General features: G+C 56.5%; 22 protein-coding genes. 13 read left to right on the forward strand and 9 right to left on the reverse strand.

The window, feature by feature from the left end; genetic code table 11:
- Positions 1-175 precede the first annotated feature (175 nt).
- The 5 genes from GNF76_RS26500 to GNF76_RS29840 all read right to left on the reverse strand — a co-directional run bounded on the left by GNF76_RS26500 (position 176) and on the right by GNF76_RS29840 (position 6338).
- Entirely contained in the window at positions 176-1489 is a 1314-nt protein-coding gene (locus GNF76_RS26500) for a HEPN domain-containing protein (RefSeq protein WP_155586023.1), read from the reverse strand.
- 395 nt (positions 1490-1884) lie between these two features.
- Positions 1885-2793 (reverse strand): hypothetical protein, encoded by a 909-nt coding sequence (locus GNF76_RS26505; RefSeq protein WP_155586024.1) that lies wholly within the window; start codon positions 2791-2793, stop codon positions 1885-1887.
- Positions 2794-2830: 37 nt separating this feature from the next.
- Positions 2831-4183: a hypothetical protein gene (locus GNF76_RS26510; protein ID WP_155586025.1), complete on the reverse strand. Its 1353-nt coding sequence runs from the start codon at positions 4181-4183 to the stop codon at positions 2831-2833.
- A 405-nt stretch (positions 4184-4588) separates the two neighbouring features.
- Entirely contained in the window at positions 4589-5362 is a 774-nt protein-coding gene (locus GNF76_RS26515) for a HEPN domain-containing protein (protein ID WP_155586026.1), read from the reverse strand.
- A gap of 421 nt (positions 5363-5783) precedes the next feature.
- Positions 5784-6338, reverse strand: coding sequence for an SH3 domain-containing protein (locus tag GNF76_RS29840; RefSeq protein ID WP_343037852.1), 555 nt, complete (start codon positions 6336-6338; stop codon positions 5784-5786).
- Positions 6339-6787: 449 nt separating this feature from the next.
- Here GNF76_RS29840 and GNF76_RS26520 point away from each other — a divergent pair, with 449 nt between their 5' ends.
- From GNF76_RS26520 to GNF76_RS26575, 12 genes are all read left to right on the forward strand, one after another.
- Positions 6788-7069 (forward strand): DUF3077 domain-containing protein, encoded by a 282-nt coding sequence (locus tag GNF76_RS26520; RefSeq protein WP_155586027.1) that lies wholly within the window; start codon positions 6788-6790, stop codon positions 7067-7069.
- Between the two features lie 391 nt (positions 7070-7460).
- Positions 7461-8447, forward strand: a complete 987-nt coding sequence (locus tag GNF76_RS26525; protein WP_155586028.1) for an AraC family transcriptional regulator — start codon at positions 7461-7463, stop codon at positions 8445-8447.
- A gap of 168 nt (positions 8448-8615) precedes the next feature.
- Entirely contained in the window at positions 8616-9650 is a 1035-nt protein-coding gene (locus GNF76_RS26530; protein ID WP_155586029.1) for a DUF1254 domain-containing protein, read from the forward strand.
- A 72-nt stretch (positions 9651-9722) separates the two neighbouring features.
- Positions 9723-10565, forward strand: coding sequence for a MipA/OmpV family protein (locus GNF76_RS26535; RefSeq protein WP_155586030.1), 843 nt, complete (start codon positions 9723-9725; stop codon positions 10563-10565).
- A gap of 37 nt (positions 10566-10602) precedes the next feature.
- Positions 10603-11418: an acid phosphatase gene (locus tag GNF76_RS26540; protein WP_155586031.1), complete on the forward strand. Its 816-nt coding sequence runs from the start codon at positions 10603-10605 to the stop codon at positions 11416-11418.
- 12 nt (positions 11419-11430) lie between these two features.
- On the forward strand, positions 11431-12225 hold the full coding sequence (locus GNF76_RS26545; protein WP_155586032.1) for a hypothetical protein: 795 nt from the start codon (positions 11431-11433) through the stop codon (positions 12223-12225).
- A gap of 162 nt (positions 12226-12387) precedes the next feature.
- Entirely contained in the window at positions 12388-13545 is a 1158-nt protein-coding gene (locus GNF76_RS26550) for an ATP-binding protein (protein WP_155586033.1), read from the forward strand.
- 9 nt (positions 13546-13554) lie between these two features.
- A complete protein-coding gene (locus GNF76_RS26555; RefSeq protein WP_155586034.1) occupies positions 13555-13680 on the forward strand; it encodes a DUF3077 domain-containing protein in 126 nt (41 codons plus the stop codon).
- A gap of 271 nt (positions 13681-13951) precedes the next feature.
- Complete coding sequence (locus tag GNF76_RS26560) at positions 13952-15319, forward strand: CHASE2 domain-containing protein (RefSeq protein WP_155586035.1); 1368 nt, start codon at positions 13952-13954, stop codon at positions 15317-15319.
- On the forward strand, positions 15316-15681 hold the full coding sequence (locus GNF76_RS26565) for a hypothetical protein (RefSeq protein ID WP_155586036.1): 366 nt from the start codon (positions 15316-15318) through the stop codon (positions 15679-15681). Before GNF76_RS26560 ends, GNF76_RS26565 begins: the two co-directional genes overlap by 4 nt.
- A gap of 15 nt (positions 15682-15696) precedes the next feature.
- The gene (locus tag GNF76_RS26570) at positions 15697-17274 is read left to right on the forward strand and encodes a M48 family metallopeptidase (RefSeq protein ID WP_178123606.1); all 1578 of its coding nucleotides are present in this window, start codon (positions 15697-15699) and stop codon (positions 17272-17274) included.
- A 110-nt stretch (positions 17275-17384) separates the two neighbouring features.
- Positions 17385-19520: a M48 family metallopeptidase gene (locus GNF76_RS26575; protein WP_155586037.1), complete on the forward strand. Its 2136-nt coding sequence runs from the start codon at positions 17385-17387 to the stop codon at positions 19518-19520.
- 101 nt (positions 19521-19621) lie between these two features.
- On the opposite strand, the gene GNF76_RS26580 is transcribed toward GNF76_RS26575, so the two are convergent.
- A complete protein-coding gene (locus GNF76_RS26580) occupies positions 19622-20908 on the reverse strand; it encodes an OprD family porin (RefSeq protein WP_155586038.1) in 1287 nt (428 codons plus the stop codon).
- A gap of 278 nt (positions 20909-21186) precedes the next feature.
- Positions 21187-21894: a DsbA family protein gene (locus tag GNF76_RS26585; protein WP_155586039.1), complete on the reverse strand. Its 708-nt coding sequence runs from the start codon at positions 21892-21894 to the stop codon at positions 21187-21189.
- Between the two features lie 231 nt (positions 21895-22125).
- On the opposite strand from GNF76_RS26585, the gene GNF76_RS26590 reads away from it, so the two are divergent.
- On the forward strand, positions 22126-24198 hold the full coding sequence (locus GNF76_RS26590) for a TonB-dependent receptor (protein ID WP_155586040.1): 2073 nt from the start codon (positions 22126-22128) through the stop codon (positions 24196-24198).
- Between the two features lie 137 nt (positions 24199-24335).
- Here GNF76_RS26590 and GNF76_RS26595 read toward each other — a convergent pair whose 3' ends face one another.
- Positions 24336-24548, reverse strand: a complete 213-nt coding sequence (locus GNF76_RS26595) for a hypothetical protein (protein ID WP_155586041.1) — start codon at positions 24546-24548, stop codon at positions 24336-24338.
- A gap of 245 nt (positions 24549-24793) precedes the next feature.
- Complete coding sequence (gene aguA / locus GNF76_RS26600) at positions 24794-25900, reverse strand: agmatine deiminase (RefSeq protein WP_155586042.1); 1107 nt, start codon at positions 25898-25900, stop codon at positions 24794-24796.

A 25900-nucleotide genomic window follows, 5' to 3' on the forward strand; every position in this document is an offset into this window, starting at 1 on the left:
GGTCAGAAAACGGCCAAATGCTGCCTTCCGCGACCGGCTGCAACCGACCCAGCGGACTGTCGCAAAAAAAAGTATAGCGGCCAATATGGAGGGGCAGCTATCGACCCGTATCGACCTTTACATCATCAATTTCAACGCACCTAGCTCCCTGAACCCCGCCTGGCGAAACGAACGATCATTCATCGTGATCATCTATCTCCAGAAAAAACTGCATCTCACGCGGAACAATAGCCTTGGTAACACCCAGCTTCCGATCACGTAAGTGATCGAAAAATTTGTCCTCTAGTTTCCCAGGTCCCTCATTCAAGTTTTCACACAAAAACATGCTGCAATAGAGAGCACGAGCAGCTAGTGATCTCGCGACCTCAACGTGTTTACCAGTAACAGAGGAAACACCAGAGTGGACTATTGAAGACCTCAAATCGTATGCTTCGCGGAGCATACGGTGCGCGTTTAGGCGTTGCTCGGCAGGGAAGCAAAGTAAAGATGAGAAGTCAGCAAGCGTTGCTTTAATTGGGGAGCTTTTGTCTCGCGAAAATATAGATTCAATGGATATAACGTAAAATAGAAAGCTTGCCACCTTGTCGTCAGCGTTGAACGCCATTGAGAAAAATTTAAATGCGTTCCGCATGCGGGAATACATGCTCTCCTTGGAAGAGTTCAAATGCTCAAAGAAAAAAACGAAATCGGGCTTTCTAAGAAATTTTAGTAGCTCTTCACTCAATTCAAAGTTGAATGACAGCGACTTTGTGGTTGGGAATCTTCTGAATTCACCTGTTGTTTTGCTAAGAAGGAAAAAATGATTAACCGCCCCTGTATGGCCGAAGCCGGCGTCGGTACCTGTGAATAGGTTGGCGAAAACCTCTATCAGTCTACTTAGGGTTCTAAATTTTGACTCCACGCTAAAACGAAGACGATCCTCATCTCCATGAGCATCCACAGTTACCAAGATTTCGCGGGCGAGTGCTTCGTGTGAGGTCCGTGCTGCATGCATAAAGTCCGTCACGCTTACAGGGGGGAAATTGTGCTTTACGATTATCTTGTTGAGGAGCTTGGCAGAGGTTGCTGGCGGAGAAAAGGTGAACTCCCCCAACTTAAATTGTCGCAAAAGAGGAGGCTTAATTAGATGAGGGAATCCAAATGGTTTTCTGAAGCCCAATGGGATGATCGCCAAATAGTCCCGCTGTCCGGTAGTCCCAATTATTGCCTCCTCAAGCTTTTGAGCGAATTGCTCGGCGCTCAGCGGGGAGTGGTGATCAATTACAGCATAAACTATTTCGAGAACATAGAGCCAGTCTAAGTGGCGAGAAACATAACTTGATTTGAATATTGCCTTGAACAGTTCCTCATCTTCTTCCCAGTTGCCTGGGCGCTCGACACTCCCATCATAGCCATTTTGGCCTAATGCCTTATAATACGCCTCAAGGGGCTTCCGGATGGCGCGCGCTACTGCTTTTTTGTCAATAGTGATTTTGTCACGACCGTCCATGATTTGCTTCCTTCATAGCTCAAAGATCTTGATATTTATCCGGAATGCCAGCCGTAGTTATCGATTTAAATGACATACTCGGTGAGCATTAAAAATGTACTAATTATTTGCTTAGGCTGGGAAAATCTCAGAACTCCGAGCCGATACGAGCTTGGGTGCGCCGAACATTTTCATAGTAATCGCTCGCGTGATGGCCAGCGAATTATACCACTTAATTGTCAAGCTTATCTGTGCATCTCTACTAGGTGCCTATGACGGTCAGTAAGCATGTCTGAACCTCCGCTCTTGTTCGTTTGCTGCCTGTTCGGAATGGCAGCAAACGATCAATGCTGGAAACTAATATTCAAATTCAGTGGCTGCGACGCAGTTCGCTGAGTTGACTGGCTAGACTGTTACTAAAGGCCAATTGCTGTTTGAATTGCCTTAGCTGCGACGGTGGCTCCAATCTTCGTTGCCACGTCAAGCGCCCACTTCCCAGCGGATTTCAAATGCTCCAATGCCCCTGCGCCATCCTGTCTCTTCGCCGCGTTCTCCGCTGCACCAATGCTAGCAACTGCCTGGTCGTGTTCGACTTCGGTAGCTTGATTACGCATTGAATTGCGAAGTGTCGCAAGCTCCGCAGTAAGCGCAGGTAGATCGAGATTGGATGCTGCTTGTTGCATTACTTGGTTAAATGTATTGTTTTCCGCTTTGGCGTTGGGCCCGATCGCACCAACCTGCCCTGTTACGTTGTACTGGTCACCCATAGAAATCTCCTGAGAAATGAACTGCTGAACAAAAACCTGATTATGTTTTGGAAACAAACGCTTATTGGCATCAATTTCTTTTGAATTGAAATCATGGACTTGATTGTAAACACTACAATCTAAAAAGTGGCAGGGAGATATAAAGCCCCACTCATATCGCCAATCGTTGGGGTTTTTTTCCCTTTCAGCAATCCTGCGCCCGCAGTCGCTATCAATTTCATCTACGTATTTCGCCAAGTAGCTTGCGTAGTAATGAAGATAAGCGAAAGTAACCTCAGGGCAAAAATTTGAAAAAACGCTCCAGTTTCCTTGAATGCCATGTATGCAAGTTTCCTCTTCAGCAATAACTGGTAGCAGCTCGGAGCTAGCCCAAAAAGCATCCAAAGACGCTTTTTTATCATCGTTTATAGAGGTGATGATTCTTGCTTCGCCAAGCATATATATGCTCGCATAGTATCTTGGGCATTTATGTACATTTGCGTAGGGGCACGAGGCGGGAGCATTTTTCTCTGAGCTTTTGCTTCTGTACCATGAAGAATCAGGGATGGTGATAGGCATTGCTAATGTCCTGGAAAAATCTAACTATAGATATTTGCTACAGATCAATTGCTGTTTGAATTGCCTTAGCCGCGACATTGGTTCCAATATTCGTTGCCACATCGAATGCCCACTTTCCAGCAGATTTCAAATGTTCCAATGCCCCTGCGCCATCTTGTTTTTTCGCCGAGCTCTCCGCAGCGCCAATGCTAGCAACCGCCTGGTCGTGTTCGATTTCGGTAGCTTGATTACGCATTGAGTTGCGAAGTATCGCAAGCTCCGTAGCAAGCGCAGGTAGGTCGAGACCGCATGCCGCTTGTTGTAAGACTTGGGTGAACGTATTGTTTACAGCTTGGGCGTTAGGGCCGATTGCTCCGACTTGTCCTGTTACGTTGTATTGATCATTGGAAATGAACTGAAAAACAACTTGTTTAGGCTGCGGAGACGAGGATTCATGAGCGCTGATGTTTTCTGAGATTGGAGTTAAGTTTAATTCGTTCCCCTGCTCTAGCTCATGTCGGATACTAAATTCGCTCGTCAATAGCCCCCACATTCGCTGAGCAGAAATGCTATCAGGTAAAAAATATTTTGCATCATTAATGATTGGTTCAATGATCTTGCCAGAGATAAAATCAGACTTTAAATCTCGTTTAATTGCGCATGCAAATTCCATTAATGAGGACGCGTTTTTAAAACGTTGAATATTCCCTTCAATTTGATTGGTACTACAGTGAGGTGGCAAGTAGGAAAGAACTCCTTGCCTATCTATTAGCACCAATGTTTTATCGATTCGATGGATCTTGTTTTTTTGGATAACCGAATCAACTATGTCTGATTCTTCGATAGTGTGACGCGTTAGGATTTCGACTAGACGATGTAACGTATCTTCCGCCTCGCTACCTAAATTCATAATTTGAATGGCTGGAAAGATTTTAGGGGGCGCGGAAAGTTTTTTTATACTAGCGGTGCCGGTAGTAGTGATCGCAAGAATTTCAGAAACGAATTTAAACAACCCATGATGGGATTTAATATCTTGCAGGCCGGCAATGGTAGCAAGGCATTCGACATCAAAAGCCTGTACTTTTACTGAAGCGCAAATGCAAGATAAATATCTTCGCAAGCTTACTGTTACTTGAAGGCGTTGTTGTACCTGCTCAAAAAAAACTGTGAAGGTAAATTGTTTTCCTTCAACACCTAGCTCGCTCTTCGACGACCGCAATGCGTGATGAAAGTTCTTTGTTGGCTCAAGTGTTGTGGGCGCGTAAGGGACGCGTGGATTGCCTCCAAGCGTACGCAAAAAAGAGCTAGCCCCTTTGATATTGAAAAGCGGGTTAGCCAGCCTAGTTTTTTCAATCCCTTGTGGGGAAAGACTGGAGAAGATTTTCCAACCTAATTCGACATGGTATGACACATTTCAAACCTTCATTGGGTTGGCGAGGGAGGAGTCGAACCTCCTTGTTCTAGCAACCTAGAATCTGTCGGCTCAATGTCTCCAAAGCGCCGTCCACACAGCCCGCCGCCGACGAGAATATCACGCCAGTATTTGTAAACAATATGAATTGTCCTCAAATTTGTTGACACATCCGGATGACAGCACTTGGCCGTCTGCTGCCTGTTACCACGGGCAGCTTTTGGCGGATTCAGCCTATTCTCTACGGTCGAATGCGCTTATGAAGGCACGGAAGAGCGCAATTTCCCCGCGTGCGCCTTTCGAATTTTTTCGAAAGGCAGTCTGAAGCTTGGCACCAATCATTGAAAACTAAAGCTCCATTTCAGCTATCCATTCCAGTGCATCAACACCAATATTGTTGACACATCAATCTTCGCCTGCTTCGGCCAATATGGGCCCTTCTAGGTCATCATCCGCGACTGGCAGAGCGGCAGGTGCCGCTGCGTCATTCGCTACCGCAGGCACCCGTCGTGCCTCAGGAGTCGGGATGCGGTTGCAAATTATCTCGTCCATAGCGGTTACCATGTCTTCCAACGCTTTAATCCATCGCTTGACCTTAACCTCGTCAATATCTTGGATGCGGTTTGCCTGATTGTAATCTCCGGCATGAACGATCTCATGGCGTCGAATGATGAGGTCCCCCACCCGGCTCTTGATGTGAGCCTGACGAGTCTTCCTGAAAGCGGCGTCAGTTAGCTTATTTAATCGATACACAAGAAATACGGAGTCGATGACGTCAAATCGCTGGGTGGTATATTGAGCGTAATATGATCGTACTAAATTGCGTATACGACGGTAGGGGCGCTCCATAGTCAGAAGGCTTAATGCTTCACGCGTATCTAGGCCTGCTTTCAAAAGCAGTTCAACCAGCGAGTCGTCGGGGCGCTGCCTTTTAAGGTACGTGGCTAGCTTTTCGACGAACACGTCGGTCACATAGGCGTCCAGAGCCGCCACTGCAAGCACGACCGCTCCGCGGATTATATCCTTGGGAGCTGACGGGACGTTTTCATCCGCCGCGTTCATCGTGTGGATCGTCGTATAGGCGTCTACTAATGTTTCGCAACGCCTGGCGGTCTTATGGAATTTTGCAAAAGCTTTCGATGCCATCCTTGCCTCAGTTACTGCTTTGAAAGGCGTCATATTGACATCATTCAAAATGCAGCCGCTAGCACAGACGTCACTCTTGTCAGGTGCCACTTCCGGCGACAACGTCGCTGATGCCTCGAAAGGCCCGGGTTCGATTCCACAGAAAGCCATAACTAGCTGATTTATTTATAGTTACTAGTTGGGGTACGCCAAATTTTCCACAGACTTCCAGACCCGCAGAAAACCTAGCCCCGCCGACCACTACCGTTCGTCTGGTGCCGCACCATACAAAACGAAGCCCTCGCAGAAATGCGGGGGCTTTGTTGTTTCTGGGGCGTGCGTTGCTGCGCTCCCCCCTCCGCGCCGCGCCTTCGTGGCGATCCGACCGCATGCTCCGTGAGCTTCGTCTTTTAGGCAGTCTTATTCTGTGCGAAAAATGAATCGGTCTCCGTTTCCCGATAGAAGTTTTCCGCGATCACACCCCGTACCGCTTATTACCACCAGAGGTGATGCAATACCGTCCACCTCGCGGGCCAATACACACACTGCCCGACGAACATGAGCATGACGCCCCATAGCTGGGTGATGCCTGCCGATACTGTTTAGGCGCGCTTGAAGGCGGAGGTGTAGGACGTTTCGAGGCAATGTAGCAAGCCGCACCATCACAAAGATTCTTAGACGACAGCCACCTAGCCGGTTGCCCGTCGGCGCTTACTCGAACCCACTCATTCTGTCTCTCGTACACATGAATTTGTTCTCCACGTTTCAGACTAGAGACCACTTTACCGGCTGGCCGGTCGCGCTGGTTGAGCTTATCTGCGTTTACAAATTGATAGCTCTCAGGCTGAGGCGAAGGCACCAAAGGTTTGGCCACAGAGGGAGCCGGAGTTGAAAGAAGCCCTTGAGAGGACGTAGCCACGCTAACAGCAGGTTCCGGCGCAGTGGGTGTCTTTTTACCGAACAGCCAAAAAACTGCGACCAGGATGATGAGTGGAAAAAACCAGGGCTGAGACTTCTTGCGCATATCCATTGCTCTCGAGTGATGGCACAAATACAAAAATGTGCCATCAAGGTAGGCGACTTTTAGCGCCTACACAAAGTGCAGATATGTCCTGCTCAGGAAAAGGCGCCGGATCCATTTTCTCAAGTTGCACCCCTCCCCCCACCACGCTAACCTCCCTCCCGTCGCTGCCAATTCAGCGACCGGGCCTGAGAACCCGACATGATGCAGGCGCACCAGCGCCCCCAACCACGATTTGCAGGCGTTTTTTTATGCCGGTAGTTTCGTGCAATGGCGGCTGTGCGTGGGAGACCTTCGGGTCTGCCGGGTTCCTGTATCTCCGGTTCTCAGCCTGCGCACAGCTGCCACCCATTCGCCTGAGAACGAACGTGGTAGCTCTCACCTGATATGGGAGTTTTACCGATGCGCGCTCCAGATCCGTCCGATAGCTGCCCAACCCGCAACAGGGGTGGCGCCCAATGACCAAACCCGAAAGCCTTACCACCCTTGGCCTTACGCCGTTCTCCTTTCACGCTGACCAACCCTTGTTCCGCGTTAACAGTGGCGTTCCCATTTCCACTGCCCTGACTCACGTTTCCGACTTGCTCCACGTCGCCAAGCTGCTCGCCGAAGACGCGGCCATGACTAAACACACCGATCGCTATGCCTGGGCTTCGCATTTCTTGCAGGAGATGAGTAAGGCGGTGATCGACGATGTGGTGAAGGTGCTGGCTTCGCCGGGCAATAGTGTCTGCGAATAGCCTTCCTTCTGGTCGCGTATGGCTTTGGCTTGCGCGACCGTCTCATGCATCAGCATGCAAAGCCGATAGCACTGGCTTGGGGGCGATAGGGTCGTGGGCGCTGTGTTTATCCCGTAGCCCTGCGTTTTCGTTGACGATCTTCGCGGGCAAGCCCGCTCCCACAGAGGGGCGGTTAAAGCCTGTTTTCCTTGATTGAGGCCATGGAAAATGCGCAGCCGGTGCAACCCTGCCCTCCTACGCTTTTCAAAAACGATGATCTTGTCGCGGCATAGACCATCGTATTTACTATGCTGTCAAAAACGCGACCGTGGAAAAAATTTTGCCCAAGTGTTTCCCCGCGTACCAAGCCGGTTTTCACGTGTATTGCCCTTAAAAACAGGTGCGAACGTTTATGACGCATGCGACGCCATCCATCAAACTCAGCACGCTTCGGCAAGTTGCTCCCTATCTGAGCATGCGAGGGGTGTCGCCGCTGGAGTTCTTTCGGCGTTTTGGTATTTCCCCTCATGTTTTTCAATACCCTGAAGCATGGGTACCGCGAGCGGCCTGTTTTCATATCGCCAATGAAATGGCTGCAACGGCGCAGGATCCTTTCGGCGGTGGGATGGTGGGGCATCTGACGGATGTGCGCTCAACGGGTGCATGGGGCGAGTTGGTATTGGGCTCGACCAGTCTCGCTCAGGCGTGTGCGGCGGCGGCGGTTCATACGGATTTGCTGCATCAGGGAAGCGAAGTAAAGATCGTCACCGAAGGCCGTACGACGAAACTGATCCAGCACTTTACCGGGCAGCACGAAGTTGACCCCAAGCAAGTCATTTTCGGCACCCTGGCGGTGCTTAGAAAAGTGCCTCTGCTGTCCGGTGCGTCTGGCGCCATTCGGGTACATCTGAAAAACCCGCGGGAAAGGGGCGACGAGGCGCTTGAGGAATACCTGGGGCCTAACCTGGTCATGAACGCTGAGTACAACATGATCGAATTCGATCGTGAGTTGCTCGAAATCCCCTTGCAGCCTGTTCGGGATGTGGCCTGGAAAACCACTCAAGCGTTGAAGTCGACCACTGCAACAGCGCACGCGCTCGCCGAGCAGATTGCGGATCAGGAACTGTCCCGGCTTGCCACTATTTCAAGAAAGATCGGACTGTCTGTTCGAACGCTGCAGCGGCGCCTCGAACATTGTGGCATCGACTTCGACGCGTTACGTGACGAGACGCGTCGCAGTGAGGCATTTCAGTTATTGGCCAGCGGCAAATACACCGCGACCGAGATTGCCTATATGGTCGGCTACAGCGATCCCGCGCACTTTACGCGTGCCTTCAAGCGCTGGACCGGGAGCCCGCCGTCGCGCTATCGCGCCATCTTGTTGAAACAAGATCGTTAACCTCTCCGCCTGACGCCTCACCTCTTCTTGCCCAGCCCGTTAGTCCCTTGCAGGGACGGCCTTCGCGTGCGCGCTCGCTGTGCTTTTGGCACCAAATGGCAAGTTTGCGTCAAGGCGTTCTTATACAGTCAAAAAATTAACGCCAACTTATAAAACCAAGAGGTTTAAATGTCCCATTCATCCACGGCCCGCCTCTTCGCCATGGCACTGGCAGCGTTTGGAAGTGCGAACGCTCAGTCGTCCCCGGACGCGGCGATACCGGTGGGTGTCGATAACTTCGTCCGGGCCGAGTCTGATCTCTACTTGGGAAAAATGGTGGCCACTGGCAGTTTGGGGCGGTTTGTTCATAGCCGCGAAGCCGTGCCCATCGACGCCCAGAATGTGGTCCGGATGAATCGGGACACGCTCTACTCGTCAGCGGTGTTCGATCTCGACGCAGGCCCCGTCACGATCACCTTGCCTGAGGCCGAAGGACGGTTCATGTCGATGGCGGTGATCAATGAAGATCACTACGTGCCCCTCGTCACTTACGGCGCCGGTCGCCGGACGCTGACGAAAGAGGCTGTCGGCACACGCTATGTGTTTGTGGCTGTGCGCACGTTCTTTGACCCCTCCGATCGCAAAGACCTCAAAAAAGTGCATGCACTGCAGGACGCAATCACGGTCAGCCAAGCCCAGGTTGGAGAGTTCGTCGTACCAAAGTGGGACCAGGCCAGCCAGGCCAAGGTACGTGAGGCCTTGGAGGTCCTGGGCTTGACCATTCCCGACTACAACCAGTCCTTTGGGCCCAAGGGCAAGGTCAATCCGATCCATCACTTGATCGGCACTGCGACAGGGTGGGGCGGGAACCCGGCCAAGGACGCTATCTACCTGGGCGGTGCGATAGCGCAGAACGATGGCAAAACCGTGTACCGGCTCAAGGTTGGGGAGGTTCCGGTGAAGAGTTTCTGGTCCGTGAGTGTTTATAACGCAGACGGTTACTTTCAGAAGAACCCCTATGACGCTTACTCGTTGAACAACCTCACCGCCCAGAAAAGTGAGGATGGCTCGATTGTCATCCAGTTCGGTGGTTGCGACGCAAAGACCGCGAATTGCCTGCCGACGACACCCGGCTGGAACTACACGGTCAGGCTTTATCAGCCGAGCGAACAAATACTGAATGGCCAATGGAGCTTCCCGAAGCCGCAGCCCGTCACGCTCTAATTAAAAATCTCGGACTTTTATCACTACGCACAAACACCAATACGTTTGGTGTTACACCATAGGAAAGCAGCAATGACAGCCATCGGTGGTTCAACCTTTCTTAAGCATCCGGTGATGCTCATTACAGGTGCGACGCTCGCACTTGCGATGGTGTTGCCGGCACACGCAGACGATTCAAGTGAGCCCTCCGTAACCGTCGGTGGCGGGCTTGCCGTCGGCCCGTTGTACGAAGGCTCTTCACACTATGCCGCGTTCCCTTCACTGAAACTCAAAGCGGTCTTGCCTACCAACGACTGGGGCACGTTTACCGCAGCGTTCCCGGACGGATTGCGTTGGGACTTGCCGGGGCTGTCACCTTTCGGGGTGGCTCTGCTGATCGGTTATGACCAGGGGCGCAAGGAAAGAATTCATACCCTGGACGGTCGTGATGACTACCTGAGGGGAATGGGCAACCTGGACAGCACTGCCTTGGTCGGAGCCGAAGCGTACTGGATCCTGCCGGCCGGCCGCCTGTTTGTTCGCGGCCTGCAAGCGAGCCAGAGCCGCAATTACGGTGGCGAGCATCTGGGGCGTACGGCGTACCTCGAGGCCGGGGTTGCTACGGCATACCCACTGTCCTCGACGTTGACCCTGGACTCGACGCTGTACGGCACCTGGAGCAATGAGAACGACATGATGGCGCGCTTCGGCGTCACGGCCCAACAAGCGGCACGTACCCGTTTCGATGAATACCGTCCAAGCGGCGGGATGCGCGACGTGACCTTGAAGCTGGGCCTCACCTGGCAATGGCAGCCACAGTTGGCACTGGAAGGCGGCCTCAAGACCTACGCCCTGGTCGGCGATGCCCGCAACAGCCCGCTGACGGGTGAGAAGGTCGGCGCAGGCGCCTATCTGAATGCTCTGTACCGGTTTTGATCCGTTGGCAATACCGGGATAGATAGGAGAACACTCGATGAAAACAGTACATAAGCAGTTGGGGCTGGCCGGCCTGCTCTGGTCGGGGCTGGTGCTTGCCGAAGATGCCGCCACCAAGGTCACGGACCCTCACTTCAAGCTGGCGCCAGGCTATCTTGACCCGGCGGACTTGCCAGTGCGCTTGGCGTTGCTCGGCGCCCCACCCAAGCCGGACTCTGCGGCGCTTGCACGGGATGAGGAAGCACGCCGCGCGGCGCTGGCACTGCGTGGTACGGCCCGGGAGAAGCTTGCCGCAACGGATGCGGAATTATCATTTCCTGGCCCGGCGAAAACATTCTCCTGTGCGCTGGGCACGCCAATCACCGAAAAAAGTACACCGCATCTTTATACCTTGATGCAGCGCACCCTGACGGATGCGGGCGGCTCCACCTATGCCGGAAAAAATGCCTACAACCGTACCCGTCCATTCGTGGTGCATGACGAAGGCACATGCCGCAAGGACATGGAGCCGCTGTTGCGCACGGACGGTTCCTGGCCATCCGGCCACTCTGCGGCCGGCTGGGCCTGGGGGTTGGTGCTGGCCGAGATTCAGCCTGCGCGAGCCACCGAACTGATGACCCGCGGGTTGTCGTACGGCCAGAGCCGTGTCATCTGCAATGCACACTGGCAGAGCGACGTGGATGCGGGCCGCATCATGGGCGCGGCCACAGTGGCGAGCCTGCATAGCAATTCGGCGTTCCTGGCGGACCTCGCGGCGGCGAAAGAGGAGGTCAAGGCGGCTCAAAAGGCAGGCCTGAGGCCTACAGAAGATTGTGCGGCCGAGGGCGTGGCGCTCTCGCTGACCCAGCACTGATCGGAGAAACACATGATTCACAGTAACAACCCACGCTCGCCGTTGCGGCATAAGCACGCCCGCCTGGTTCTGCTGGTTAGCGCCTTTACGAGCGCCGGATCCAGTTTGCCGATGGTGGCCATGGCAGCAGACGGTGATGACTGGCAGTTCAACGGCGGGCCTTATGTGTGGGGCGCCGGGATCCGTGGGCATGTGGGCCACCGTAGTACCGGGACCCAGTTTATAAAGTCCGACTTCTCGGACATCGCACGTACTGTCGATATGTCAGTGATGCTGATGGGCGAGGCTCGGCGAGGGCCGTACAGCGTACTCACCGACCTGATGTATATCGACACCGACACCCGCAACCGTCTGCCAGCAGGCGCCCCCGCGTCCAAGCTTGAGGTGGAAAGCAAGACGGCTTCCGGATTCCTGGGGGGCGGGTACACCGTGTTGGGTGATGACAATCATCGGTTGGACGTCGCCGGCGGAATACGCGTCTGGTACAGCAGCACCACCATCAGCCTGCACGGTGGGCCCGCTGGTGGCCTGTCTGGCTCCGACCAGGCTACCTGGGCGGACGCCATGGCGGGGCTGCGTGGGCACTATGCCGTGAATGACCGATTCTGGTTGTCGTCATGGGGTATGGCAGGCGCAGGGCAGTCCCGGGAAGACTGGGACCTGGCCGCGCTGGCGGGCTGGGAGTTCTTGCCCGGCTTTTCTGCGGTGGCCGGTTACCGGGCCATGGGGGTGAATTATCGCCATGATGGTTTTGTCTACGACATTGTCCAGAAAGGGCCACTGCTGGGTATCAGTGGGCGGTTCTGAGGCGTTCATGGTAAAGCGCTCACGCAGCTCAATGGGCTGTCATTCCCCACTGTAAACAGGATGGAAAGCACCGATTCATGTACCAAAGGTTCATATTCCAGGCTTTATGCTAAATTATGGATTGCCAATAATTATGGCGTATCCATAAAAAGAGGTAATTGCATGAGCAGCATATTCCAACGCCCTGAACTGGCTGAAGAGATGGCGAACCAGCTTCTCAATCCGGGTGTGCTCGATGAGGGACTGCGCTCAGGTCTATTTCTGTCTGGCCTGCGCAGGACAGGTAAAACGACATTCCTGAGAAATGACCTCATTCCAGCCCTGGAAGAAGCCGGTGCTCTGGTCATTTACGTCGACCTCTGGAGCGATACGCTGGCCAACCCGGCAACGCTCGTGCATAACGCGATACGTAAAACCTTAAAAGAGCTCCAAACGCCGGGTTCCCCCCTGCTTGAAATGCTCAAGCGGGTTAGCAGTGCAGATATAGGTGCCGCAGGATTCAAATTCGGCTTCAAACTCGACAGCATTGGCAATACCGGCGGCCCAACGTTGGCGCAGGCACTGACAGAGGTCGTCGACCAAGCGAAGACCCATTTAGTACTGATCATTGATGAAGTGCAGCACGCCATTTCCTCCGACGACGGCAATCAATTGCTCCTGGCACTCAAAGCCGCTCGTGACGCAATCAATCCGCGCCCGAACACACCGGGCTATTTCCTGTGCATTGGGACCGGATCTCACAGGGCACAAGTGAGCGAGCTGACAGCAAAACGCAACCAAGCGTTTTCAGGTGCTACCTCCGCCGCCTACCCGGTACTGAAAGGAGATTACGTTGGGTACCTACTCAACCGACTTGCAATGACGGTAAAGAAGGAAAAGTTACCGTCCCGTGAAGTGGCCATCGAGGCGTTCAACACCTTGGGTAATCGACCGGAGGAAATGCTCAAGGCGCTGCGCCAGCTCATGCAGCAAGACGGTGATCCCGACGTTTTCCTTCCGGTTATTGCCAGCACATTACGCTCGGCAGCGGCGAGTATTGAGCTTGAAAAAGTAGAGCTGTTGGGCAGCCTGGCTCAGGCTATCTTCAACAAAATCGCGTCCACGGAGGGAGATGCTCGAGGAATTTTCTCCACCGATGCTGCGGCGGAATATTCAAAGACTGTGGGTCGAGAGGTACGTGTTGAAGAAATTCAGCCTGTGGTGATTGCGCTGGTCGCAGAGAACATCATCATGCGGCGCGGGCATGGGATTTATGCGATTACCGATCAGTTTGTTCAGGAAATCTGGCTGGAAGAGCGGGCGTTGATTGAGGCTAGTTAGGAACTCAACTTGAGAATCCGTTATGACGTAAACCGCTCCTCCTACGCCTCACATTTCCTGCCGGAGATGAGCAAGGCGCTGATCGACGATGTGGTGAAGGTGCTGACTTTGCCAGGCAATAGCGTCTGCAAATAGCCTTCCTTCAGGTCGCGTATGGCTTTGTCTTGCGCGACTGTCCCCTGCATCAGCAGCAAAGCTAATAGCACTTAGCCATATTTCTAATTGACACCCCCTCCCCCGTCCTTTAAAACCCACGCTCCTTATTTATGGCTGTTGGCTTAGGGGTCGATGGATTCGTGGGCGCTGTGTTTATCCAGTGGCCCTGCGTTTTCGTTGAAGACCATCGCGGGCAAGCCCGCTCCCACAGAAAAGCCGCTGAAGCCTGTTTTCCTTTATTGAGACATGGATGTCGAAGAAGCCTCCTCTTTTCACCTTTCGCCGCTGTTGCCTCGCCCTTCTGATCGGGCTGCTGGCCATCCTCGACCCTTTCGGCCTGGCCAGTTCCAGCGACAAGGCGTCCGCCGAGTGGTTTAACCGCATGCTTTCCAGCAGCTACCCAAGCACCGGCCAGCAGCAGGTGGCGGTGGTGTTGATCGATGACGCCTATCTAATGCGCAACAACACGTCGTGGCCCATGCCCTACGGCGAGCAGAGCAAGCTGTTCAAGCGTTTGCTGGCCTATAAGCCGAAGGCGGTGTTTGTGGATTTGTTGTACAGCCACGATCACTCCCTCGGTGATCCGACGCGGGGCAGTCAGTTGTTGGCGAATGTGTTTGAGCGGTATCAGCTCCAGGGTATTGCGTTGTTCCTGGCCAATACCGGCGTGACGCGTGGAGTGGATGGGCAGGCCAATACCCTGGCGCCGTTTGCCGGGGTCAGTCGGCCGGCGGTGGTGGTGTGGGATGGGGTGGAGGATGCCTATCCGTTGGCGTTCAAGGCGCCGTTGGGCGTGATGGAGACGCCGGCCATGGCGCTTTATCGCGAGTACTGCAAGACGCAGGCGTGTGGACCATTGCCTGCGGATGCGCAGGCCGCCGTGGCGTCGCCGCCGATTGCGGTGCAGTGGGGGCTCACGTTGGCGCCGGAGCAGGCGCGCATCAAGGACCTCAGTGATTGCGCCTCGCCGTCGCACTTTCTGCCGGACTGGCTGATGCAGTTGGGCCAGGCGGTGTTCTGGAGGTTTGACGACTCGGCCCAGTCGCGCTGTGCCTATAGCTTGAAGCTGTCGGCCACGGATCTGGAGGTCAGCTCGCCCGAGGATCAGGCTTTGATTGCTGAGTTGCTGCGCGATCGCCTGGTGTTGGTCGGGGCGAATATCACCTCCACCGGCGACCTGGTGCAGTCTCCGGTTCATGGGCAGATTCCCGGGGTTTATCTGCATGCGATGGCGCTGGATAACCTGATCACCTGGGGCATGGACTATGACCGCGAGCCGGGCAGCCTGGCGCTGATCAATATCAGTTGGCTGGATGGGTTGACGCTTGGGCTGCTGGCGTTGATTGCAGTGTTCAAGGCGTTGCACGCCCGGCAGTTGGCCAAGCAACCCGCATGGACGCGCTGGCCCTCCTGGGAGCGTCGCCTTTTTTCTTCAGCGTATCCCTCGTGGCTACTGACCCTGCTCGTGCTGGGGGCGGTGTGCTGGGTACTTCGATACAACCACTACACCGCCGTCAACGTTCTGGGGATTACGTTGCTGTCATTGCTGCTGCTCAGCGATCGGTTCGACGCTTTTTTCAACCAGCCTTCTCGTCTTACTCAAGGAACTCAAGGATGAACAAAACCCTCATCGTGTTGCTCGCCGCCCTCTTCAGCCAAGCCGCGTGGGCAGACACTCACAGCATCAAGGCGTTCCTCGCCGACCCGGTGGCGGTGCTGGACGAGCAAGGCAAGCAGCAGCGCGACCTGCCGCGCAAGGACGCGCCAACCCAGCCGGTGCCGGTGTTGCAGTACAACAAGGCATTGGACCTGGTGCAGGTTGAGCTGGCGGGCCAGAAGGTCTGGCTGGACACCATGGACGTGCGCATCGAGCCACCGCTGAATATCACGGAATTACCGTGCGACAAGCTGACCAAGAGCCAGACCAAAGACAGTCACAACAACTCCACCATTGGTTTTGGTGCGGGCTGTAATCAATAAAAAAGGAGCGTCGTGGTGAAGGGATATCGATTGGCGGCCAGCCTTCTGGCCTGTGCGGTACTCAGCGGGTGCGCCACCTTGAAGGGTGCCGACCAGGCGTTCATGAACCTGGTGGGGCCGTCGACTCAGTCTCGGGTCAAGGGCCATTACGTCGACAACACCGACGTGCGCCAGTACTACAAGCTCGACCCGCAACGCCAGAGCCAGCAACGCTTGAGCTATGACGGCCATGCGGTACCCGCCGCCGAGGCACGCCAGCAGAACCTGGTGGATATCCCGATGCTGCAGGTGTACTTGCAGGGCATCGTCACGCGCTTGTCCAAGGGCTGGCCGGGTGAGTTGCCCACGTTGCAGGTGAAAATCACCGACAGTCGCAGCTTCGGGCCGTCGGCGGATCCGTACGGCAACATCTTCGTACCAATGGGGATGATGGACAACGCCGGCAGTGAAGACGAGATCGCCGCGATGCTTGGCCATGAAATGAGCCATGTACTGCTGCATCACCATGACCGCATGGCTGCCTTCCAGCAGCAGAAGGAAATGTTCACCACCGTCGCCTCCACCGTGGCGCTGGCAACGATGGCCGCCGACACCGGCGTAGACCGCAGTTCCGGCACCATGAAGCTGTTCAGCAAGGACCCGGCCGGCACCCAGAAAACCATCGGCAACACGGTGTTGTACACCGCCTTGGCCAACACCTTTTCCGATCATGTGTGGAGCACCGCTTGGGGTCGCACCCAGGAAGATCAGGCGGACTTGCTGGGTACCGACCTGATGATCCGCGCCGGTTATGCACCGCGCGGGGCCACCCATAGTCTGGAGCGGCTCAGTGACTTTCAGGGCAAGCAAAAACCGTTGCTCACCGGCTTTCTCACCGCTCGCAAAAACGCCATGCAGGACTCGCTGCAGCAGTTCAACCTCAACCGCTTTACCAAAGAGCTGGATGTGTTGGTCAAGGACGGCCTGACCACCAGCATTGCCGCCACCACCCAGTACTTCAACCGCTCGCATATGTCGACCCTGGACCGTGACCAGGAACTGCGCGAGTACCTGCAACGCGAATACCGCCAGGAACGCCGCGCCCGGATCAACACCCAGGCCTGGCAGAAGCTGCGGAGCACGCCTCAGGTGGCCAAGGCCATCCAGGGTTACAAGGATGCGTACTTCGCCACCGATGCCCTGGCGAAGCAAAAGGTGCCCGAGGCAGATGCGTTTCTGCGCCGCGCCCTGAACTCGCCGGTCAAGGATCAACCGGGCATTCGCAGCGTCGCCTATTCCGTGCGCCTGGCCCAAGGCAAAAACGGCGAGGCGCTGAAGGAGTTGCAGGCGATCAAGGACTGGTCCCTGGCCGGGCCTGCGACCTACGACTTGATGATCAGCTATCACCTCAAGCGCGGTGATGGCGAAGCCGCGCTGGCGATGATCGACAAGGCCGAGCGCCACCTGGGGTCGGAAGAACTGTTCATCACCGACAAGTTGCTGGCCAACCAGCAAATGAAAAATGCGCAGCAAGTGCAAACCGTGCTGCGCAAGTGCGAGCAATACCCGACGCGCAAGGCAAACTGCCAGAAGCTCGCGCCGGTCAAAGCCTGAAACTAAATGGGCCGGTCGCGTCTGGGCGCTGCCGGCCTTCCCTTCTCGGTATCCCGCCTCCAGGGTTTTCGGTATAAACGGCGTAATCCCTGCGTCGAGAATGGACTTCGATGAACGCCCTCAAGCTGATCCTCCTGCTGATCGTTTTTCCGTTGCTGCTGGCCGCCACCGGAGGCTGGCAGTGGCAGCGCGCCGTCGACGGGGCGCTCAAGCTCAGCGAGTTTGAGGCCAACCTGGAAATAGCCAGGCCGCAGTTGCGAGCATTAGTGGCGCAAAACCCGATGACCCCGGTGACGGTCAATGGCGAAAAACTCAGCGCACAGTTGGTGTTGTCACGGATGGACAAGGCCGCCGATGAGACCGGCACCGCGCACCGCGTCAACAATGCCTTGCAGCTACTCGCCCAGTGGGTGATTGCTGTGGGTTTGCTGGCGGCCTTGATTGGCGCGGCGGCACTGGGCGCGACCCACTGGGCCGGTGCCCGGGCGCGCAAATCCCGACAGGCGTTGTTGCAGGTGTTTTCCCTGGGCAGCCGCTTGCTGCCCTATGTGCTGGTGGGTCAGGCGATCGCCCTGGCCGCGACGGTTGCCCTGCTGCTGACCTATGAAGGCCTGGGGTTTTGGCACATCGGCCGGTTGTCCACGGGCGAGGTCAAGATCATGGCAGTGGCCGGGGTGATCGCCGCCTTTTGCCTGTATTCGATGTGGTTGCTGCTGCGGCAACTGCGCTGGATGCTGACGATGTTCGAGCCGACGCCGATCTCGATGTTTGGCCAAGTGGTGACGCTACAGCAGGCGCCCGATCTGTGGCGCCATGTGAGCGAGCTGGCAAACACACTGGGTGCATTGCCGCCGGACCATATCGTGGTGAGCCTGACAGAAGGTTTTTACGTGACCTCCAGCGACGCCACCGTCCTGCCAGCCGAAACGGCTTTGCGCGGCCGAACCCTGCATCTGCCACTGCTGTATCTGGGGGTGCTGAGTCGGGAAGAAATCGCCGCAGTGATCGGCCATGAGCTGGCGCACTTCGTGGGTGAAGACACCGAGTACAGCCTGCGTTTTGTGCCGATCTACGACGGGGTCAACCGCAGCCTCGGCGCGCTGGCCCAAGCCATGCTGGCCAGTGATGTGATTCAGGGGCGGTTGATGAGGCCTTCATTCCTGTTCGGCGTGTTTTTCATGGAGCGCTTCCATCATGCGGTCAGCCACTGGAGCCGCCAGCGCGAGCTGCTCGCCGATGCCACGGGCAGCCGGTTGGCGGGCAACGCGGCGGCGGCTTCGGCACTGATGCGGATATCGGTGCTTAACCCACAGGTGGATCGCCTGTTACGGGCGCACCTTGATGCACACCACGCTGCCATCGATGACCTGCCGACAGCGATACTCAACGAACTGCAACAGTGTGAACTGGCACTGCCACCTGACGCGCTGGAGATTCACCTGCCACATCCGACCGACTCGCACCCGTCCAACGGCGAGCGGATACGAGCGCTGCACGTGGCGCCGGAGGACGCGCTGCACAGCGGCACCCGGCCGGTGGATGCCCTGGCCGCAGGTGCGACGCTGGATGCGTACTTCTGCGAACCCCTGACGCTGCGCCAGCAACTGTCCCGTGACCTGAAGGCTGAGGTGACGTGGCAGGAGGAGGCGCACGCTCAAGTCCTTGAGTCCTTGGCTGAGTCGGTCAAAGGCGAACAGTCCTTGCACGAAGGCGGGCGCCGACGCGCTATCGCCACGGGCGCATTGGCGTTGCCATTCGTTGTGCTTGGGCTATGGATGATGATCCTGCCATGGCTGTTTCCGGAAAAAGTGAAGGGCACGCCTTTAGCCACGCTGGGTGCAGGTGCGGGCATCGCGGGTGTCGCGTTGATCTTCCTGTGGCTCGCCATACGGCGATTCAAGCGCGCGCCACAGACGGCGCTGCGACTGACACCGGAGCATTTTGTGTTTGCCAACCTGGCACAGCCGCTGCCCATCGAGCACATCGCCAGTGTCGGGTTGCAAGCCATCAATGGCCTGTGGGTGATCGTGCAATTGACACCGGAGGCGCCCTTGCCCGAAATCCGCAAAAGCGCGTTCGGTGTACCGGGGGCCAGGCTCAACAAGAAGAAACATCAGGTGCTACTGTTCATGGCGCAGTTTTGTCTCGACAACAAGCGCCTCACGTCGCAGGCAACGCTGGAACTGATCTACGACTACCTGAATGCGGCCCATGCCCGAAACGCTTTGCAGGCGCGCCACCAATAGCGTGTCCGCGTGTTGTAGCGCCCATAAAAAACGCCCCGGAGCCAAAGCCACGGGGCGTTTTTTTCAACCTGAGATCAGGCCGAAGCGTAACGCTCGATCAATTAGAAAACGTTGATCGGGTAGTCCGCGAACAGACGGATTTCGTTACCGCCTACGTTGTAGTTGCTGGCGTTGTTGGAGACGCGCAACCAGGACGCACGGGCACGCAGGCTCAGGTCTTTAGCCGGGCCGCTCTGTACCACGTATTTGAACTGGTTGAAGATCTCACGCTCGGTGCCACTGCCACGGTTGGAACCGTCGTCAATGTTGGTGCCGCGCACGTAAGCGATGTTGTACGTCAGGCCCGGTACACCGAAGGCGCCGAAGTCCAGGCCGTAGCCTGCCTGCCAGGAGCGCTCGTCCTTGCCGTTGAAGTCAGACCAGTAGGAGTTGGCCAACAGGATGGTGTTACCACCATCACCGACGCCGCCAGCGTTGCGGTAGCCGCCGTACAGGTAACCGGTGTCACCGGTGCTGCGCTGGTGAGCCAGGGTCAGGCTGTGCGGACCGAAGGCCCACGTGGCGGCCAGGCTCCAGATCTTGTTGTCACGGGCGTCGGCATCACCTTGGTTTTCCAGGGCGAAGCTGCGGTCCAGCTTGGTTTTGTAGCCGTTGAAGTCAAAGGTCAACGATTGCTTCTCTGGCAGGGCCAGTACGTAGTTGACGTTGACGTATTGCTTCTTCAGCACGTCCTGCATGTTGGAGGCATAGAGCGCAGCCGACAGGCTTTCGGTGAATTTGTAGCTACCACCGATGTAGTCGATGCTTTTCAGGCCGCCGCTGTCAGAACCCTCGGCGCTCTTACGAGCTTCCTTGGTGAAGTGACCACCTTCCAGCTTCAGACCCTTGATCTCATTGGAGACGATCGAAGTACCGGTGTAAGTTTCCGACAACAGACGGGAGTTGTCGTACTGCAGGACCGGCACGGCTGGCATCTGCTCACCGTACTTGAGCACGGTGTTGGAGAGGCGGAACTTGACAGCTGCGCCGCCCTTGGACAGGTCGTTGGCGGCTTCGCCATCGGCACCTTGCTTGAAGAAGTCGATACCGCCAGCGCCGCTTTTACCTTTACCGCCATCCAGACGAATAGCGTATTGGCCGATCACGTCCACACCTACGCCGACAGTGCCTTGGGTGAAGCCGGATTCGAATTTACCGATGAAGCCCTGGCCCCATTCGGCTTTGTCTTGCTTGCCATTTTTGTAGTCGCGGCTGATGTAAGCATTACGCGCCGCGATGTTCAGGTGGCTGTCTTCAACAAAACCCTTGGAGTCTGCTTGATCGTCAGCCATTGCCTGAGTGGCGCTCAAAATCCCCAGAGCGATCAGACCCATCCGTTTATTCAACATTTTCTTATTCCTTATTACTGGTTGAGTACGCGCTGTAACACCAGGCTCCTACAAACTTTCTGGTGCTGGCTTCCCCCGAATAAAAAAGCCCGCGGACGACTGAACATACCGCGGGCCTTTTTTTATGGAGAGTCATGGCGGTCAGCCACAGGCGTTGGGGCGAATCCTAGCCGCGCCTTTGACAGTGTGTCAATTTCGTGAATCGTCTGTATTTAGGCTAAAAAAGTCTAAGAAATGTTGAATAGCCATCATTCTGTAGGGAATGTCTCCCACTGCACTCAAGCAATTGCGGGACCTGCACAGCCGTTCACATCGCAGGACAACGCGCTCGGCGTGCTGCTCTGGGTCGAACCAGCAACGGTTTGACTCAGCCAGGCGGCAAACGCTTCGGGCTTGCCGAGCCACGGGCTGATGTCCAGCAGCGTGAAGTGGCCGCCCTGTTCCAGGGCCAACGTGGGAAAGCCCTGGCCGCCGACTTTGGCCAGCCATTGACGGCTGTCCTTTATATGGGCGGTGGTCTGTGAGCCGAGGTGTTGTTTGAACGCTGTTTCGAACGCCTGAGGTTCAAAGCCAATGGACTCGGCCAACGCCAACAGTACGTCGTTGTCAGCAATCCGGCGGCCTTCAACGTAGTGGGCGGTTTGCAAACGCCCCAACAATTCCAGACCACGCTTCTCCAACTGCTCAGCCGCCAGGACGGCGGCCGTCGGCGGCGCCGAGTCGAACACAGCACTGTGGTCGCGCAGCAGGCCTTCAAAATACGCCTCGCCAAACGGCTGACCGGTGTACTCGGCAATGCGTCGGTCGTGGGGCATTACATAGTCGCGTAGCTGCGGCGACACCCCCTGACGGTTGTTGCCGGTCATCATGCCGCCACCATGCAGTTGGATCGGTACTACCTGCCGGGCAGCGTGCAATAGCGGCTTGGCACCATAGCACCAGCCGCACAGGGGGTCGTAGATGTAATGCAGGGTGACAGCCGACATGAATAACTCCAGATGAAAACTCGATAGCAGCCGATTATTCCGACACAGGCACCCAAGAAAAACGCCGGATTGGCTTTCAGACTGTTTCGCGAATCGGTCGAATACCCCTGGAAAACACATGACGTAACATTTCACCGAGCGGATTTTGTAGGAATGAATAACGCGCGCAAATAGCAAGCATTATCATTAACGCACGTCATCTTCCTTCAAACCTTTCGGATGCACTCCCTGATGCCTGCCCTTCGCCTGACGCCCATCACCCTTGGGTTTTCTGTTCTGCTGTCCGCCGGATTTGCCTGTGCGGCGACCACATTGCCCGAAACCTCCATCAGCGCCGAAGCCGACGAAGATGATCCGCGTGTCAAGGACACCACCACCGCCACCCGCACCGCGACACCTGTGCGCTACGTGCCCCAGGCGATCGACTCGGTGAAAACCGAAAACCTCAGTTCCTACGGTACCAATGACCTTGGCCAGGCCTTAAGCGGCATCCCCAACGTCAGCAGCGGCGCCGACACGCGCTTCGACAGCTTGCGCATCCGCGGCTTCGACGCCAGCAACGACTTCTACCTGGACGGCGTGCGCGACGACAGCCAGTACGTGCGCGACCTGCACAATATCGAACGCATCGAAGTGCTCAAAGGCCCCGCAGCCGTGCTGTACGGGCGCGGCGGCCAAGGCGGCATCGTCAATCGCGTGAGTAAACTGCCCCAGGCCGGCCACGCGTCCAGCATCGAAGCCCAAGGCGGCAGCAATGACCTGCGCAGCCTGTACGCCGACCTCAGCACCGACCCCACCGACACCATCAGCCTGCGCCTGAACATGGGCAACCAGGACAACAACAGCTTCCGCGACGGCGTCAGTGGCAACCGCCAACTGTTCGCACCGTCCATGAGTTGGCAACTGGCGCCGGATCTGAACTGGTTGGTGCAGTACGAATACAGCCGCTACAACCGCACGCCGGATCGTGGCATTCCCGGGATCAACGGCCGCCCAGGTGATGTAGGGCGCGACACCACTTATGGCGACAAGCGCGACTATATCGACGACAAGTCCCAGTCGCTGCGCTCCAAACTCGCCTATGAGCTCAATGACAACTGGCAACTGCGTCACACCCTCAGCCTGTTCAAACTCGACAGCGATTTCGACAACACCTACGTGGTCAGCTTCGACCCCAAGACCAACAAGGTCGGGCGTCAACGCTGGCAACAAGACCTGAGCACCCGCAACCTCTTCAACAACGTCGAGCTGGAAGGCGGCTTCAGCACCTTCGGCCTGGAACACCGCGTGCTGACTGGCGTGGAACTGGGCGACCAGCGCCGCGACCCGAAACTCTATCGCGCGCCCCTCAATGCCGTGCCGAGCCTGGATGCGTACAACCCCGACCGAAATCTGCGCCACACCGGCCGCCTGCCGGCGTTCAGCAGCAGCCATACCGAAGCGAAAAGCCAGGGCGTGTATGTGCAGGATCAACTGCGCCTCAATGACCAATGGCAACTGCTCGCCGGCTTGCGTTATGACCGCTTCGACGTGGAATCCACCAACAAGCTGATCAACACGTCAGAGCAAGTGGTCAGCCACAGCACCAGCCCGCGGGTAGGCGTGGTCTGGACGCCACTGGAACACCACTCGTTCTACGCCTCCTGGAGCAAGACCTTCTCCCCCACCGGCGGCGGCTTGATCGGCATCACGCCGAACGCTAATGGCAACGCCAATGACCTGAGCCCCGAACTGACCCGGCAGAAAGAAATCGGCGTGAAAAGCGACTGGCTCGATGACCGCTTCAGCACCACCCTCGCCGTGTACGAACTGGAACTCTACAACCGCCGCACCCGCGACCCGCTGGACCCGACCATCACCTTGCTCAGCGGCATGCAACGCTCTCGCGGTGTGGAACTGACCGCCACCGGGAAAATCGTCGGCAACTGGTACATGCGCGGTGGCATCGGCCTGCAGGACGCCAAGGTCGTGAAGGACAACAACGGCTTTGAAGGCAAGCGCATCAATGACGTGGCCAAGCGCAATGCCAGCCTGTTCGTCACGTGGAAACCGGAGATGGGCTGGTACGCGGAAACCGGGCTGACCCTGGTAGGCGATCGTTATGCCGATAACGCCAACACCGTGGTACTGCCGGGTTATGGCCGCTGGGACGCGTTGGCCGGGTTCCGGCAGAAGGAATGGGATGTGCGGGCAGCGCTGACCAATATCAGCGACAAGACGTACTACGCGTCGGCGACCAGCGCTGCGCAGATTCAAGTGGGTGAGCCGCGTAGTTTGGTGGTGACGGGGACTTATAGCTTCTAACTGCCTGGTCAAACAGGAAGAACGCAGTTCATGTGGGAGCTGGCTTGCCTGCGATAGCGATGGGTCAGGTAACAAATCAGTGCCTGACAGACCGCTATCGCAGGCAAGCCAGCTCCCACATTTGATCTCCATGTTCTTTAGCGTTGTATCAGCTCACACAACACCTGCAACTCATCCTCGCTGAGCAACCCCGCCGGGTAACGCTCACTCATCACCTGCCGTGGATCAGGCGTCCTGATCTGTCGCGAACCGTTGCTCTTCAGCCAGAGTGCCAGCGCATGAATCGCGTCACCGTTCACCATCACGGGGTGGGGCGTGCGCTTGTAGATCATGTTGATATCCGCGTTCATTTCAGCGCTCTCTCCTGCTGCGTGAGCGGCTAACTTACTCAAGGTTTATGACAGAACATCGCCACTCTGCGCCTTGCCAACCGTTACAGCGCTGATACAAGAGCTATGCCAATGCGCCCGGTTTACAGGCGTGCGGACACAAAAAAGCCCAAGACCCTTGCGGGCCATGGGCTGGTTGCGAGCGCTAAAACTGAATGCCGCTCGGTAGCCGTTCAGTCCGGCCTATACGGCTGTTACAACTGCACTCAGTTTTTGTGCGGCGCCGGCTGTTGTTGGGTCAAGCAATGAATATTGCCGCCGCCCAGTAACAGCTCACGGCCAGGCACCATCACCACTTCGTGCTGCGGGAACAGGCCCTGGAGGATTTCCTTGGCACGGCTGTCCAGCGGGTCCTCGAAACTCGGCGCGATGATGCCGCCGTTGACGATCAGGAAGTTGACGTAGGAACCCGCCAACCGCACGGTCGGATTACGTTCCTGAGTGCCGTCCACCGGATCGACACCGGCACACTCTTCCTCGGTGGCATACAGCGGCCCCGGGATCGGCATTTTATGCACTGTGAACGAGCGCCCCTTGGCGTCGGTGCTGCTTTGCAGGACGTCCATGGCTGCGTGGCAGCGGGCATAGTTCGGATCTTGCGGATCGTCAGTCCAGGCCAGCAACACCTCACCGGGGCGCACGTAGCAGCAGAAGTTATCCACATGGCCGTCGGTTTCGTCGTTGAACAGACCGTCCGGCAGCCAGATGATCTTATCCACAGCCAGGTTGGCGCTGAGCACCGCTTCGATCTCGCCGCGATTCAGGTGCGGGTTACGATTGCGGTTGAGCAGGCATTCTTCGGTGGTGATCAGGGTGCCTTCACCATCGACGTGGATCGAACCGCCTTCCAGCACAAAACCCTCGGTGCGATAACGCGGGCTGCGCTCGATCTCAAGGATCTTGCCGCCGACCTGGGCATCACGGTTCCACGGCGAATACAGGCCACCGTCAAAACCGCCCCAGGCGTTGAAGTCCCAGTTCACACCACGGACTTCACCGCTGTTATTGATCACGAAGGTCGGCCCGGTGTCCCGTACCCACGCATCGTCACTGGACATCTCGACCAGGCGGATATTCGGCACGTCCAGGCGCGCCCGTGCGTTTTCGTACTGACCTGCCGAAACCGCCACCGTCACCGGCTCAAAACGCGCGATGGCCTTGGCCACCGCCACGTGAGCGGCCTGCGCCGGCTTGCCGCCCAGGCGCCAGTTGTCCGGGCGCTCGGGCCAGATCATCCAGGCCTGGGTCTGTGGCGCCCACTCGGCCGGCATGTAGAAGCCGTCGGCGCGAGGCGTGCTGTGCAAGGTGGTCAT

The sequence above is a fragment of the Pseudomonas spelaei genome (assembly GCF_009724245.1).
Lineage (GTDB): Bacteria > Pseudomonadota > Gammaproteobacteria > Pseudomonadales > Pseudomonadaceae > Aquipseudomonas > Aquipseudomonas spelaei.